Genomic DNA, 14,762 nt, shown 5'->3' with positions numbered 1-14,762 from the left:
CCCCTCTACTGCTGTGCCACAACCTTACCCGTTTGGCTGATCCTGAGTCTGATCAGAACCTGTTTCTTCGCCCTCGCCCTCACCCTCAGAAGGTGTCGGCGTGGGTTCGGGAGTGGGAGTGGGCTCGGGCGCAGGCGCGTTGACGAAGACCTGAGTCACGGCTGCCGGGGAGTACCGGTTTTGACCGTTCTCCTGGCACACGGCAGCAAGCGATGTCGAGAGGGTCTCGATACCCTCCGGAACCACATACTGCGTTGACGAGGTGCCGGTATCGAAAGTGAAACGCTCGTTGTTGATGAGCAGATCAAACCCGGTGTGGGTGCCAGCGCCGCAACCGGTGTAGTTGGTCAGCCAGCGCACCGTAACCGTGTCGCCAACGGTGACCGAGCCATTCGCCTCAACCCGCTCGCCGTTCACTTCGAGCACCGGGGCGCTTTCTGGAGCGGTGAGCGCACTTTCGGCAACGTAAATCGTCAGTGTGACCGGAGTGGTGACCTTGTTCTTACCGCCTGGGCTCCACTCGTAAACGGTGTCGACCTCTTCGGTGTTCGGGTTCGACTTGCCAGGGATGCACTTCACCGAGGCAGCGTCGAACTTGTTCTCGACGAGCTTCGCGGTTGCTTCCTGACAGGTCAGCCCAGAAAGGCCGAGGCCATCAATGTCAACGAGCGGCGGCGTCGTTGCGGTGGGCGATGGGGTGGGCTTGGCGCTCGATGACGCCGTCGGGGAGACGGAGGGATCGGGCTCGCCGCCACCGCTCATCATCGAGAATACGGCCACGCCCAGTGCGATCAGCAGTACGGCAATGAGGGCGATGAGCGGCCACAGCCATGGGCTACGCTTCGGGCGGTCAGAACGATCGCGTGCCTGCGTTTCGAGAGCAGCCGTCTGCGGCAGCATCTGGGTGGCGGTTCCGCCAAGCAGCTGCGTCATTTCGTCAGCAGGCGCGGCGGCCATAGCGGCAGCGCCCGCGATGGCGGGAACAGCAGCGGCGGCAGCCGATACGTCGCCACGACGCAGCGCTGCGCACGCGCGAGCCACTGTCGCCGATGATGCCGGACGATCTTCCGGCTTCTTCGCGATCATAGCCATGACCAGGTTTTGCACCGGCTCTGCCACGGTCGGCGGGAGAGCCGGTGCCGCATCGTTGATCTGCGCCATCGCAATGGCGACCTGCGACTCACCCGTGAACGGGCGCTTACCTGCCAGGCACTCGTAGGCAACGATGCCGAGCGAGTAGGTGTCGGTGGCGGGAGAGGCGGGGTGGCCGGATGCCTGTTCGGGGGAGAGATACTGCACGGTACCCATGACCTGACCGGTGGCCGTCAGCGGCACCTGGTCGGCGATACGAGCGATACCGAAGTCGGTGATCTTGACGCGGCCATCGGGCGTGATCAGCAGGTTGCCCGGCTTGATGTCACGGTGCACAAGACCGGCAGCGTGGGCCGCCTGCAGGGCTGCCGCGGTCTGGCCGATAATGTCCAGCGTCTTGTCGGTGGACAGCGATCCTTCGCGCTCCAGCACGGTCGACAGCGCTTCACCAGGAACAAGTTCCATCACGAGGAAGGCGCTACCTGCCTCCTCGCCATAGTCAAAGACACTGGCAATGCCCTCGTGGTTGACGAGCGCGGCGTGACGGGCCTCGGCGCGGAAGCGCTCCAAGAACCCGGGATCACCCATGTATTCGTCTTTAAGGATCTTGATGGCGACGGTTCGTCCGATGACGTGATCCGTTGCCTCCCAGACCTCGCCCATGCCGCCGATAGCAATCCGCGATACGAGCTCGTAACGACCGCCGAAGGTCACACCCTGTGTTGGCCTCATTGGTTTAGCACCGCCTCCATGACCTTTTTCGCGATTGGAGCCGCGATTTCATCCCCTGAACCCGATTGGCCTTGACCGCCGCCGTCTTCAATAACGACTGCAATCGCGATCTGCGGGTCTTCTGCTGGCGCGAAGCCAGTAAACCAAAGTGTGTAGGGCCCCTCGTCGTTCTCTGCGGTACCGGTTTTACCGGCCACAGAGATTCCCTCTATTGTTGCACCGCTGGCCGCACCGTTTGCGACATTCGCGACCATCATTGAGACCAACGTTTCGCTCGTCTTCTTGTCGATTGCGCGACCAAATTCAGTGGCAACGGTTTCTGACTCGACGGTGAGGTCGGGTGCGATCACCCGATCGATCATTGTCGGCGTCATCACGAGGCCCTTGTTGGCGATCGCGGCCGACACCATCGCGACCTGGAGCGGCGTTGCACGAACGTCGCTCTGACCGAATCCGCTCATCGCCGTTTGCGCGTCGTCCAGCGTCGGCGGATAGAACGAAGGAGTCGACGTGAGCGGCACATCAAACGACTGGTTCCAGCCGAACTTCTCTGCCTGCTCGCGAATGGCCTTGTCACCGAGCTTCACGGCGAGCTCGGCAAACGGCACGTTGCAACTGAGCCGCAGCGCATCGGCAATCGTCACCGTCTCACCAGGACCACAGGTTCCGCCATTCGCATTGCTCACCAGGTGTACCGATTGCGGCAGCTGGTAGGTCGCGGGGTTCGGCAGGGTTGAGGCTTCTGTGTACTTTCCGGATTCGATGGCGGCGGCAGCGACGACGACCTTGAACGTGGAACCCGGGGGGTTCAGGTTGCCGGCAATGGCGCGGTTGAACAGCGGGTCACCGTCGGCGGCGAGGAGTTCTTGGTACGCGGCTTCGACGGCATCCGAGTCGTGTGAGGCCAGCAGATTGGTGTCATAGCTTGGCGTGCTCGCCATCGCCAGAATGCGTCCGGTCTTCGGCTCGATCGCAATGACCGCGCCCTGATAACCCTGTAGGGCATCCCACGCCGCCTGCTGCGCGACCGGATCAAGCGACAGCTGGACGGAGGAACCACGCGGCGGCTGGCCAGACAAAATGCGTTGAATGCGGTCGAAGAACTGGCTGTCGTCTGTTCCGGTGAGCACGTCATTCGCTGCCGACTCGATGCCGGTGGATGACTGAATGACCGGGTTCAGGTAGCCGGTGACGGGAGCCCACATGTCGGCGGACTGGTACACGCGCTGGAAGGAGAACACGTCATTCGATGGCACGCTGGAGGCGATGACGGTCCCGTCGGACAGAATGATGTCACCGCGCTGTACTTCGTAGCTGTCGTACAGGGTGCGCTTGTTCTGCGGGTGCGCGGCGAGGTTGTCGACGGCAATCGTTTGAATCCACGTCGTGGAGGTCAACAGAGCCAAGAACATCACGAGAATCACGATGCTCAGGCGGCGAACTTCTTTCGTCATCCGATCACCACCCGCGGCTGACGGCGTACCGCGTCAGACATACGCAGCAGGAGCGCGACGATGATCCAGTTCGCGACGAGTGAGGAACCACCGGCGGCCAGGAACGGCGTGGTGAGACCGGTAAGCGGAATGACGCGGGTGACGCCGCCGACCATGATGAACACCTGGAGCGCCATCGTGAAGGCGAGGCCCGTTGCCAACAGCTTGCCGAAGTCATCTTGACCGGCCATACCGATGCGCAGGCCACGGCTCACGAAGATCATGTACAGCGCGAGAATCGCGAAGACACCGACCAGGCCAAGCTCTTCTGCGAGCGAAGGCAAGATGAAGTCGCTCTGTGGCAGCGGCGTTTCTTCCGGGCGTCCCTGACCCCAGCCCTGACCGAAGATTCCGCCGTATGCCATGCCGAACAGGCCGCGAACGAGCTGGTAGCTTCCGCCCTGCGCCTCTAAGACATCGGGGTCGAACGCATTGAGCCAGCTCACAAAACGCCAGTGCACATAAGGCAAGACCTGCGAGGCAAGGAAGGCGCCGACGCTGGCGAGCACAACACCGATGAACACCCAGCTGGTCTTGCCTGTTGCGACGTACAGCATGGCAACGAACATGCCAAAGATGAGCAGACCCGTACCGAGGTCGCGCTGGAGCACGATGGTACCGAGCGATACCAGCCAGATCACCAGCAGCGGGCCCAGTTCACGAGCACGCGGCCAGGTCATCCCGAGGAAGCGGTGGCCCGTCGAGACCAGGCTTTCGCGGGTGCGCACGAGGTAACCGGCGAAGAAGATCGCGAGACAGATCTTCGCGATTTCACCCGGCTGGAAGCTGAAGAAGCCACCAATCGAGATCCACACGTCGGCGTTTCCGCCGCCATTGAGGAAGGGGATGAAAGGCAACAGCAGCAGAACGATACCGGTGAGGCCAAAAAGGTAGGTGTACCGGAACAGCACGCGGTAGTTCTTAAGGAAAACCACGACAGCGATCGCCGCGGCCAGCGAAAGGACGGTCCACACCACCTGGCGAGTGCCGGTCGCATCCCATCCCGAGCTGTCAACCGCAATATCGATGCGGTAAATCATCGTGAGTCCGAGCCCGGTGAGAATCGTCGCGATCGGAACCACGAACGGGTCAGCATCGCGAGCGACGAAGCGCAACAGAACATGCAGGCCAAGCACCAAAACCGCAATCGGAATCGTGAGCAGCAAGAAGTCTGTCTGGATGGTTCCGATCGCCCCCAGCTGCACAAGCACGATCGCGATAGCGATGACAGCGAACGCAAACAAGATGAGCGCGAGCTCGCGGTTGCGTTGAGTTTGCGGCATCCGGATCTTGCGTAGCGCCTTAAGCACTGCGGTATCGGTGTTTTGGGCCTGGGCGGTCACTTGTTCGCCTCCGCCGATGTGCGCAGTCGCTCAACGATCGCTTCTGCGTCGGTCAGTGAGCGAGCACCGAGGGTCGCTTCGACGCGGCTGCGGTCGAAGTCGGTGAGGTCGGCGAGCATGATGTTGGTGTCTTCATAGGGGTGCGAGAGGCGCAACGGTCCGACCGATTGCTGCACGCCCTGGAAGATGACGACGGAATCCTCATCGGCGCCGACATAGAACAACGTTTGCGTCCACTGATAGCCCATGTAGAGACCGCCAGCGATCGCTGCGAGCACGAGGATAACCGCGGTGAGCCAGCCCAGCCGGCGGCGGCGGGCACGGCGCCTGTCCTCTTCGATGACCTCTTCGAGAAACTCAGCGGCAGGTTCGAAGTGACTGGGTTCGTTGGCCGCGGTGCGCACCGGGTGAAGCCAGCTGGTGCGGGGCTTGGCTGCCGGAACCTCAATACCGATGGGGTTGGCGGCGGAACCAACAATTGTGGGGGTTCCGGAGAACATCTGGTGGGCGCCACCGACGTCGACCATCACGATCGTGACGTTGTCAGGTGCGCCGCCATCAAGTGCCTGCTTCAGCAGGATGTCTGCGGTGCGACCGGGAGCGAATCCGTGTGCGAGCGCCTTCTCCGTGTGCGCGTCGTCAACGACGCCGCTCAGTCCGTCGGAGCAGAGCAGCCAGCGGTCGCCCTCCTGCGTCTTCATTACGAAGGTGTCGATCTCGGGATTCGGATCCATATCGCCGAGCACGCGCATCAGCACGGAGCGGCGCGGGTGATAGCGGGCCTCTTCATCGGTGATGCGGCCGGAGTCAACGAGTCGCTGCACGAAGGTGTGGTCGGTGGTGATCTGGGTGAGGGCGTGATCGCGGAACAGATAGATGCGGCTGTCGCCGATGTGCGCGATGACGGCGTAGTCGTCGACCATCACAATCGCGACGACCGTGGTTCCCATGCCCGCCAACTCGGGGCGCTTCTTGACCATCTCGATCAGGTCGGTGGCCGCCTGGGTGATGCCCTCACGCAGGGCTGCTTCGGCTTCATGCGGCGCAGCGAACGCGCGGTCAAGCGACTCAAGGCGGGAGATCGCGATCGATGACGCGACGTCGCCACCGGCGTGGCCACCCATTCCATCGGCCACGACAAACAGATTGGCGCCGGCGTATCCGGAATCCTGGTTGTTGGAGCGGACCTTACCGGTGTGGGAGATCGCGACGCTTGAGCCCTCGAATGCCATGCGTTACTTCCGCAGTTCGAAGACGGTGGCGCCCACTTTGACGGGAGCACCGGCCCGAATAGGTGTCGGCGTGGTCACCTTCTCGCCGTCGTGCCAGGTGCCGTTGGTCGAGTCGAGGTCTTGGATCATCCACTGTTCGCCCCACAGCACAAGTCGTGCGTGGTGGCTGGAGGTGAAATCATCGCGAATGACGAGGCCGGATTCGCGAGAGCGGCCGATCGTCAGTGGTTCGGTGCCGAGCGGAATCTCCAGGCCCGCCTTCGGGCCGGAAGTGATGACGATGCGGCTGACCGTGCTTGTCGTCGCGGCGTCGCCAGCAGGAGTGCGCTGCGGCTTTTCTTTGACGGGCTTTGCTGGCTTCGGGGCCTCGGTTTCGGGCATCTTGCGCGCTCGGACGCCAAAGAGGTCGGCGCGCAATGAATACACGACGGCAAAGACGAAGAACCACAGCAGCACCAGGAATCCGATGCGCAACAACAACAGGGTGAGTTCAGTCATGCACCGTACTCCCGTGCGTCGAAGATCCGTGTCGATACTTCCGGCTCGTTACGGGCAGAGCGGGAAGATTTCGGAACCACTTGGAAAGTGATCGTCGTCTCGCCAATAAGAATGCTCTGCCCAGCCGACAGCGATGCCTTGGTGAAGCGCTGTCCGTTGATTTTGGAACCGTTCGTTGATCCGAGATCAACCGCCATCGCACGCTCGCCATCCCACACGATCTCGACGTGCTTGCGGCTGGTTCCGGCATCCGCAACGGGAATATCACTGTCGCTACCGCGCCCAATGACCGTGCGCGCCTTGGTCAGCGGGTAGCGGCGCCCGTTGATGTCGACGGCGGCTTGCCACGTGATGTCGGCGGCCTTCGCTGTCTGCGACTCAACCCGAATGGTTCCGGTCGCCACACTGTCGTGCGCGTGCAGGTTAATCGAGACGGGGCCAGCGAAGGAGTATCCCTGCTTGCGGGCGTGGGCCTGAACGAGCTCGAGCAGTTCGTCCTGAAGCGATGAGCCGAGCGATGCCATCCGCTTGTGATCGGCGGGGTTGAGGTAAACGTCGAGAGTGTTTGGCGCGAGAATGCGCTCGCGGCTGACGACGGCTGCCTGTGTATCGAGTTCGCGGCGCAGGGCCGAGGCGATTTCCACCGGCTGAATGCCGCTGCGGAAGGTACGAGCGAAGGCGCCATTGACGGCGCGCTCAAGCCCCTTCTCGAAGCTGTCAAGTAATCCCACGGATCTCCTCGGGCATGGTGGATCGGGTCTGAGACCTAACCGACAGAATAGACGCTAACTCTGGACAGACCCGGAAAACGGTACCCGGATCAGCAAAACTCGTGGAACTCACACCCCTTTCCCACCGCTCTCCCCCCTCTCTCTCCCCTCTCCCTCCCGTCGTTCCCCCCAGCGTCCCCGGCCCGTCCGCCCCGGCGAAACACATTCTGGTTGTCCAAACACCAGCGGGTTCCATGTGTCTCGGCAACCAGAATGTGTTTCGCCGGGGGATGGGGGGCGCGGGAGGGTGCGGAACCATGGCGCACGCGCCCGGGAGAACGGCCGGTTTTTCGGGAGCGCGTTGTGCGTGATACGCTCGGGAGGTTCCGTTCGAGAAATCGAACACGCGCGAGTGGCGGAATAGGTAGACGCGCTGGCTTCAGGTGCCAGTGCCTGCAAGGGCGTGGGGGTTCAAGTCCCCCTTCGCGCACACACACAGAACAGACGAAGGCCCCGGATTTTTATCCGGGGCCTTCGTCGTTTCCGATTCACCGACCATATGTCCGGTGGTTCGGGTGGTTCCGGTCGCTTCGCTCGCTGAGAAAGCCGAGCGGGAATGACGAGGACCCACCACGTCGAGCGTGATGGGTCCTCATCGCGGGAGAACTTAGCTGAACTGGTTCATCGTGTTGTCCTTGCCGCCAGCCTTGAGAGCGGCGTCGCCAGCGAAGTATTCCTTGTGGTTGTCGCCGATGTCGCTGCCAGCCATGTTCTGGTGCTTGACCGTGGCGATTCCTTCGCGGATCTCGCGGCGCTGAACGTCGCGAACGTACGTGAGCATGCCTTCGTCGCCGAAGTAGCCCTTCGCGAGGTTATCGGTCGACAGTGCGGCCGTGTGGTACGTCGGCAGTGTGATGAGGTGGTGGAAGATTCCGGCGCGGGCGGAACCATCGCGCTGGAACGAGCGGATCATTTCGTCCGCCTTCTGGGCGAGCTCCGTGTTGTCGTATTCGACACTCATCAGCGCGGCGCGGTCGTAAGCCGAAACATCGTGACCCTGCTCGCTGAGCAGGTCGTATGCCTGCTGGCGGAAGTTGAGGGTCCAGTTGAACGACGGGCTGTTGTTGTAAACGAGCTTGGCGTTCGGGATGACCTCGCGAATGCGGTCAACCATGCCAGCAATCTGCTCGACGTGCGGCTTCTCGGTCTCAATCCAGAGCAGGTCGGCCCCGTTCTGCAGCGACGTGATGCAGTCGAGAACGCAGCGGTCTTCACCCGTTCCCGGACGGAACTGGTAGAGGTTGCTGGGCAGACGGCGCGGGCGCACCAGCTTGCCGTCGCGCTTCATGACAACATCGCCGTTGCCGAGGTCTGCCTCAGAGATCTCTTCGACATCCAGGAACGAGTTGTACTGGTCGCCCAGGTCGCCTGGCGTGTTGCTGACGGCGAGCTTTTGAGTGAGGCCCGCTCCGAGCGAGTCGGTGCGGGCAACGATGATGCCGTTGTCGATGCCGAGCTCCAAGAACGCGTAGCGCACAGCGTTGATCTTGGCGATGAAGTCTTCGTGTGGAACCGTGACCTTACCGTCCTGGTGACCGCACTGCTTTTCGTCCGAAACCTGGTTCTCGATCTGAATGGCGCACGCGCCAGCCTCGATCATCTTCTTGGCCAGCAGGTAGGTCGCCTCGGGGTTACCGAAACCAGCGTCGATGTCAGCGATGATCGGAACCACGTGCGTCTCGAAGTTGTCAATCTGCGACTGGATGAACTCGATAGCCGTTTCGTCGCCCGCGGCGGTGGCGTCATCGAGCTGCGTGAAGAGGAGGTCGAGCTCACGAGCATCGGCCTGGCGGAGGAACGTGTAGAGCTCCTCGATGAGAGCCGGAACAGACGTCTTCTCGTGCATGGACTGGTCGGGCAGGGGACCGAACTCGGAGCGGAGTGCGGCGACCATCCAGCCGGAAAGGTAGAGGTATCGCTTGTTCGTGGTCTTCAGGTGCTTCTTGATCGAGATCAGCTTCTGCTGACCGATGAAGCCGTGCCAGACACCCAGCGACTGCGTGTAAGCGGAGACGTCGTTGTCGTACTCCGCCATGTCACGGCGCATGATGTCAGCGGTGTACTGGGCAATCTCCAGGCCCGTCTTGAACCGGTTCTGTGCACGCATGCGGGCGACGTATTCCGGGTTGACGCTGTCCCAGCTGGAACCGTTCTGCTGCTTGAGCGAATCCACGGCTTCTTTGTCGTTTTGGAATGCAGTCACGATGACTCCTTCGGCGGGTGGTGACTCGGTCACTCACATTGGCGTTTGCTTATTCTCACAATGGGGCAGTGAGATGGCCTCTTCTTGCCAATGCCGGGGAGAAGTTTCGTGAAATTTTTGCTGTTGTGCAGAATCCAGTCGTGGGAGGGCGTAAATAGTCCGGAAGAGCGATTCAGATCGCCTGGAGATGCACGCGCTACTTCGAGCGCTTCACCGCGTCGTACGCCGCCAGCGCGGCCCGGCGCGTTGTGGCCAGGTCGACGATCTGCAGGGGAGAGGCGTCGGCGGCCCACCGCTGTACGTACAGACCGTGCGGATCGAACTTCTTCGCCTGGAGTTCGGGGTTGAAGATGCGGAAATAAGGAGCAGCGTCAGCTCCGGAACCAGCAACCCACTGCCAATTGAAGGGGTTGCTGGCGGCGTCGGCATCGACGAGCGTGTCCCAAAACCAGGCCTCGCCCACACGCCAATCAACCATCAAATTCTTGATGAGAAACGACGCTGTGATCATGCGCACGCGGTTGTGCATGTGGCCGGTGTGCCAGAGCTCGCGCATGCCGGCGTCGACGATGCCGAAGCCGGTGTTGCCCTCGCGCCATGCAGCTAATGCGCCCTCGTCTGGCCGAGGCCACGGGAAGGCGTCGAACTCGGGACGCAGGTTTTCGGTCGCCAGATTAGGAAAGTGAAATAGCGTGTGCCAGGCGAATTCTCGCCAGCCCAACTCGCTCAAGAAACGCGCCGACTCGCCAGCGTCGACTGCCGCGTGCCAGGCCGTGAAAGGGCTCAACTCGCCCCATCTCAACCGCGGCGACAGCATTGACGTTGCCCCTGCCGACGGTTCATCGCGCGCCCGGTCGTAATCGCCAAGATCCTGCGACACAAACTCCTGCAACCGTGCCAGCGCGGCCGGCTCACCCGGCTCCCAGGTCTCGCGCAATCCCGCGGCCCAGTCTGGTGCGCTCGGCAACAGGTTCCACTTATCAAGGTCATCAGAAGCGGGGGAGGCGGAACCACCGTGCAGGTCGGCGGGTTCGGGGAGGGGCCGGCGGGGTGCGGGCAACGACTGGCATGCGCGCCAGAACGGCGTGAAGACGGAGTAGTGGGTGCCGGATCCGGTCTGTACCGTCCACGGCTCGAACAAGAGGGATGCCGCGAACGATTGCACTTCGACGCCGGCGGCTCGGAGTCCCGACTTGAGCTCGGTATCAACCGCACGTTCCGCACCCGCGTACCGACGGTTCCACATCACCGCTCCGGCTCCGAGCGAAGCCGCAACGTCGCGCACCACGGCACCGGCCGCCCCGCGCCGCAGCACGAGCGGCACACCGAGCGCAGAAAGTCGGTCCGCCAGCGACGCCAGCGAATGGTGCAACCACCACCGTGCCGCGGCGCCCAGCGGGCGGATTCCGGGCGACTCCTCGTCGAGAACGAATAGCGCAACGACCGGCCCGCGTGCGGCCGCCGCCGTCAGCGCGGGGTTGTCGGCAAGGCGCAGATCATCGCGGAACCACATGACCGTTGGTGAGGCGTCTGAAGTCATCCTCTTCAGGGTACGCGCCTCCTCTCTCAACGACTCCTTGCGCGACTACGCAACCGCGCGCTCAAGGGGTGCGTGAAAACGACACCGGCGCGCGCGCCCGCGCAATTATCACCCGTGTGAGCGGATCTCAAGCGGGCGTGAAGGTTTACCGCATTATGGAATCCTTTTGACGCATCGTGGAATGTCCCAGTAGAACTGACCCAACCTACAGACATCTCAACGAGGCGATCCGGGAGGAATCACTTGGGGTACTACATCGGGAGAAGGCTCCTTGAAGTCATTCCGACCCTCTTCCTGATCGTGACGATCGTGTTCTTCCTCGTCTACATCGTGGGTGACCCTGTCACGCTCATGCTCGGCGAGAACGCGACGCCGGAACAGGTCAAGGCGATTCGCGATTCGATGGGCCTTAACGATCCGCTCCTCGTTCAATACTGGAACTACATAACGCACGCCTTCGTCGGCGACTTTGGCGACTCATATCAGTACCGAGAGCCTGCCATGGCCATCGTGCTTGAGCGCCTCCCGCTGACTCTCACACTCGCGGTCGGGTCAATCATCCTGGCCCTCGTCATTGCAATTCCCCTCGGCGTCTGGGCTGCGACGCACCGCGGCGGCGCCATCGACAACGTCGTCTCGTCGCTGTCAGTTCTTGCTAAGGCGATGCCCAACTTTTGGCTCGGCATCATGCTCATCCTGCTCTTCGCCGTCACCCTGAGCTGGTTCCCCGTCTCTGGTTCCGGCACCTGGGCGCACCTCGTTCTGCCGGTAATCACGCTGGGAACGGGAACGGCGGCCGAGATCACTCGCCTCGTTCGCTCGTCCATGGTCGAAATCCTGAGCCAGGATTACGTGCGCACAGCGCATGGAAAGGGCCTGCGCGAATCTATTGTGGTTTTCAAGCACGCGCTCAGCAATGCCTTCATTCCCGTCGCATCAATCACCGTGCTCCAGTTCTCCACCCTTCTCGGCGGAGCGCTCGTGACTGAAGCTGTGTTCGCGTGGCCCGGTCTCGGCCAGCTTCTCGTTAAATCGGTGACTCAGCGCGATATGCCCGTGGTTCAAGCGGCGGTGTTCGTCATCGCGCTGATGGTCATCGCATTGAGCATCCTGTCTGACATTTCCTTCAAGCTCGTTGATAGGCGGATCAAACTTGACTGAGTTCATTACGCTGCCCCGTCAGCGCGCCCCGTTCCGCCTGATCACCACAATGAAGCGCATTCCGGCGCCGGCGATGTTTGGGCTCGTGCTCATCATCGTTCCCGCCCTCGTGGCTATCCTGGCGCCGTGGATCATGCCGCACGATCCTTCGCAGATCGATCCATCTCGGTCACTACTTCCTCCTTTCCCGTTCGAAGGCAGCGAGGCCGCGTACCTTTTGGGCACCGACAACCTCGGTCGCGACATGCTGAGCCGCCTCATCGAAGGGTCTCGCATTTCGCTGCTCGTCGGTGTGTTGGGCGTCGTGTTGGCCGGAACGATTGGTCTGGTCGCCGGACTCGCTGCGGGATATTACGGCGGCGCAACCGACGCGATCATCATGCGCATTGTGGATGCGCTGTTGGCCATTCCTGGCATTCTTCTCGTGCTTGTCATTCTCGGTGTCGTCAAGCCCGGCGTGATGACGCTGGTCGTCGTTCTGGGCTTCACCAACTGGGTCATCTACGCCCGCCAGATTCGCGCGGAAGTTCTTGAAATTCGTGAGCGACTGTTCGTCGAAGCGGCACGCAACTTCGGCGTGCCAAGCGTCAAAATCATCGCGCGACACATTGCACCCAACGTGATGCCCACCTTCATCGTGCTGTCCACACTGAGCGTGGCGACCATCATCATCACCGAATCCTCGTTGAGCTTCCTTGGCCTTGGAGTGCAGCCCCCGAACATTTCGTGGGGCCTCATGCTGACAGCCGGACGCGATTACATCACAAGCGCCTGGTGGCTGAGCACCCTCCCTGGCGTTGCCATTACCGCCACCGTGCTGGGCATTTTGCTGCTCGGCGACTGGCTGCGCGACGCACTTGACCCGCGACTGGGGGCCTGACATGTCGAATGAACCGATGCTCAGCATCCGCGACCTCACGGTCAAGGCGGTGAAGAAGGACCTCACTCTGGTTGATGGCGTTTCGCTCGACATCGATGCGGGTCAGCGAGTTGCTCTCGTAGGCGAATCGGGCTCGGGGAAGAGCCTGACCTGCATGTCGATCATTAGCTTGCTCGCCAAGGGCTTGGGTGTGACGAGCGGCGAGATTCGCTGGAACGGCACAGACATCGCGAAGGCATCGCACTCGCGGCTGCGCCAACTTCGTGGCCGTGAGATCTCCATGATTTATCAGGAGCCGCTGACGTCTTTGAACCCGATTCTGTCGATCGGAAACCAGCTGGGCGAAGCGGCCAAACACGTGCACGCGACGCGAAACGACGTTCTTGCCATGCTCGACCGTGTCGGTTTCCACCAGCCTGAGCGGGTGTTGCGTCAGCGCCCGCATGAGCTGTCTGGTGGTATGCGTCAACGCGTCATGATTGCGATGGCTCTGCTCGGAAAGCCGCGACTCCTTCTCGCAGACGAGCCCACGACTGCGCTTGATGTCACGGTTCAGGATCAGGTTCTCAAGTTGATTTATGACATCACCGTTGAGACGGGCACGGCGCTGCTGCTGGTCAGTCACGACCTCAACGTCGTGCGCCGCATCGCCGATGATGTCGCGGTGATGTACACGGGACGCATCGCCGAAAGTGGAACCACGGATCAAGTGCTCTCGAATCCGCAGCATCCGTACACGGCCGCACTTATGCGTTCCGCTCCCTCTTTGGAGTCCAAACCCGAGCGATTGCTCGCGATCCCGGGGCGTGTCCCGACGCCGAGTGAGTGGACGGACGGATGTCGATTCGCGGCACGGTGCCAGTTCGCGACCGAACAGTGCACTTCGAAGCCCCCCGTGGTTGATGTCGACGGCCAGCAGGCAGCCTGCTGGCACACAGACCGCGTTCGTGAGTGGAGGCAAGCATCATGAGTGAGCTGAAGAACGCCGCGGCAGTATCCGTCACCGGGCTGTCCAAGACCTTCCAGATTCCCGAGGGATTCTTCGGGAAGAAGCGTGACTTCCAAGCCGTGCGCGACGTGAACTTCACCGTTCCGCCCGCGACAACACTGGGGATCATTGGCGAATCAGGGTCAGGTAAGACGAGCGTCGCGCGCATGATCGCCGGATTGCTCGCACCGACCACCGGTGACATTACTGTCGCGGGCGCCCCGGTCTTTGACGCCAAGGGGCGTACGACCGTCGCGGGGCGAACAGCCGCACAGATGGTTTTCCAAGACCCCTATTCGGCGTTGAACCCGCGCATGCGGGTGAGGTCGATCCTGGCCGAACCGCTCACGGTTTCGCCACGTGAATCTCGACAGGCTATCGACGCACGCGTCACCGAACTGATCGATCAGGTCGGCTTGGCCACCTCCGCACTAGACAAATTTCCGCACGAATTTTCCGGTGGTCAGCGCCAGCGATTGGTTATCGCACGCGCGCTGGCGCGAAAACCACCTGTCCTGGTGTGCGACGAACCGGTTTCTGCTCTGGACGTATCGATTCAGAGTCAGATTCTGAACCTGCTGAAAGAACTGCAGGAAGAACTTGGCCTGACCTATGTGTTCATCGGTCACGGACTGGAAAGCGTCTATTTCATGAGCGACACAATCAGCGTCATGTACAAGGGCGAGGTCGTCGAACACGGCACCGCAGACGAGATCTTGCATCACCCCACTCACCAGTACACGAAGCAGCTCATTGAGTCGTCTCGTGCACAGCCCTTCAAAGAACGCGACGGCGTGAAGACAGCATGAGCGTCGTCGTCATTGCAAGGC

At 61.7% G+C, this 14,762-nt stretch carries 12 protein-coding genes and 1 tRNA gene; 5 read left to right on the top strand and 8 right to left on the bottom strand.

The window, feature by feature from the left end:
* Positions 1 to 24 precede the first annotated feature (24 nt).
* From KTJ77_RS12940 to KTJ77_RS12915, 6 genes are read right to left on the bottom strand one after another with little or no spacing between them, the layout of a single operon-like run.
* Positions 25 to 1,824, bottom strand: coding sequence for a serine/threonine-protein kinase (locus KTJ77_RS12940; protein WP_217338969.1), 1,800 nt, complete (start codon positions 1,822 to 1,824; stop codon positions 25 to 27).
* Positions 1,821 to 3,278: a penicillin-binding protein 2 gene (locus KTJ77_RS12935; protein ID WP_217338968.1), complete on the bottom strand. Its 1,458-nt coding sequence runs from the start codon at positions 3,276 to 3,278 to the stop codon at positions 1,821 to 1,823. Before KTJ77_RS12935 ends, KTJ77_RS12940 begins: the two co-directional genes overlap by 4 nt.
* Positions 3,275 to 4,600, bottom strand: coding sequence for an FtsW/RodA/SpoVE family cell cycle protein (locus KTJ77_RS12930; protein ID WP_217339035.1), 1,326 nt, complete (start codon positions 4,598 to 4,600; stop codon positions 3,275 to 3,277). The genes KTJ77_RS12935 and KTJ77_RS12930 overlap by 4 nt, the downstream gene beginning before the upstream one ends.
* A gap of 56 nt (positions 4,601 to 4,656) precedes the next feature.
* Positions 4,657 to 5,892, bottom strand: a complete 1,236-nt coding sequence (locus KTJ77_RS12925) for a Stp1/IreP family PP2C-type Ser/Thr phosphatase (RefSeq protein WP_217338967.1) — start codon at positions 5,890 to 5,892, stop codon at positions 4,657 to 4,659.
* A gap of 3 nt (positions 5,893 to 5,895) precedes the next feature.
* On the bottom strand, positions 5,896 to 6,390 hold the full coding sequence (locus KTJ77_RS12920) for an FHA domain-containing protein (RefSeq protein WP_217338966.1): 495 nt from the start codon (positions 6,388 to 6,390) through the stop codon (positions 5,896 to 5,898).
* A complete protein-coding gene (locus KTJ77_RS12915; protein ID WP_217338965.1) occupies positions 6,387 to 7,121 on the bottom strand; it encodes a DUF3662 and FHA domain-containing protein in 735 nt (244 codons plus the stop codon). The genes KTJ77_RS12920 and KTJ77_RS12915 overlap by 4 nt, the downstream gene beginning before the upstream one ends.
* 385 nt (positions 7,122 to 7,506) lie before the next feature.
* Here KTJ77_RS12915 and KTJ77_RS12910 point away from each other — a divergent pair.
* A tRNA-Leu gene (locus KTJ77_RS12910) sits at positions 7,507 to 7,590 on the top strand.
* A gap of 177 nt (positions 7,591 to 7,767) precedes the next feature.
* Here the strand turns inward: KTJ77_RS12910 and KTJ77_RS12905 are convergent.
* Positions 7,768 to 9,363 carry an isocitrate lyase gene (locus tag KTJ77_RS12905; RefSeq protein WP_217338964.1) on the bottom strand — a complete coding sequence of 532 codons (1,596 nt, stop codon included), beginning with the start codon at positions 9,361 to 9,363 and terminating at the stop codon, positions 7,768 to 7,770.
* A 196-nt stretch (positions 9,364 to 9,559) separates the two neighbouring features.
* Positions 9,560 to 10,903: a deoxyribodipyrimidine photo-lyase gene (locus KTJ77_RS12900; RefSeq protein ID WP_217338963.1), complete on the bottom strand. Its 1,344-nt coding sequence runs from the start codon at positions 10,901 to 10,903 to the stop codon at positions 9,560 to 9,562.
* A gap of 243 nt (positions 10,904 to 11,146) precedes the next feature.
* On the opposite strand from KTJ77_RS12900, the gene KTJ77_RS12895 reads away from it, so the two are divergent.
* The 4 genes from KTJ77_RS12895 to KTJ77_RS12880 are packed head-to-tail and all read left to right on the top strand — an operon-like array spanning position 11,147 to position 14,741.
* Positions 11,147 to 12,064 (top strand): ABC transporter permease, encoded by a 918-nt coding sequence (locus KTJ77_RS12895; RefSeq protein WP_217338962.1) that lies wholly within the window; start codon positions 11,147 to 11,149, stop codon positions 12,062 to 12,064.
* The gene (locus KTJ77_RS12890) at positions 12,057 to 12,944 is read left to right on the top strand and encodes an ABC transporter permease (protein ID WP_217338961.1); all 888 of its coding nucleotides are present in this window, start codon (positions 12,057 to 12,059) and stop codon (positions 12,942 to 12,944) included. Before KTJ77_RS12895 ends, KTJ77_RS12890 begins: the two co-directional genes overlap by 8 nt.
* Position 12,945: 1 nt before the next feature.
* Positions 12,946 to 13,914 (top strand): ABC transporter ATP-binding protein, encoded by a 969-nt coding sequence (locus tag KTJ77_RS12885; RefSeq protein WP_217338960.1) that lies wholly within the window; start codon positions 12,946 to 12,948, stop codon positions 13,912 to 13,914.
* The gene (locus KTJ77_RS12880) at positions 13,911 to 14,741 is read left to right on the top strand and encodes an ATP-binding cassette domain-containing protein (protein ID WP_217338959.1); all 831 of its coding nucleotides are present in this window, start codon (positions 13,911 to 13,913) and stop codon (positions 14,739 to 14,741) included. The genes KTJ77_RS12885 and KTJ77_RS12880 overlap by 4 nt, the downstream gene beginning before the upstream one ends.
* Positions 14,742 to 14,762 lie beyond the last annotated feature (21 nt).

It is taken from the genome of Microbacterium sp. NC79 (genome assembly GCF_019061125.1).
In the GTDB taxonomy this organism is placed as follows: Bacteria; Actinomycetota; Actinomycetes; order Actinomycetales; family Microbacteriaceae; genus Microbacterium.
This window is presented reverse-complemented; position numbering and strand designations above follow the sequence as displayed.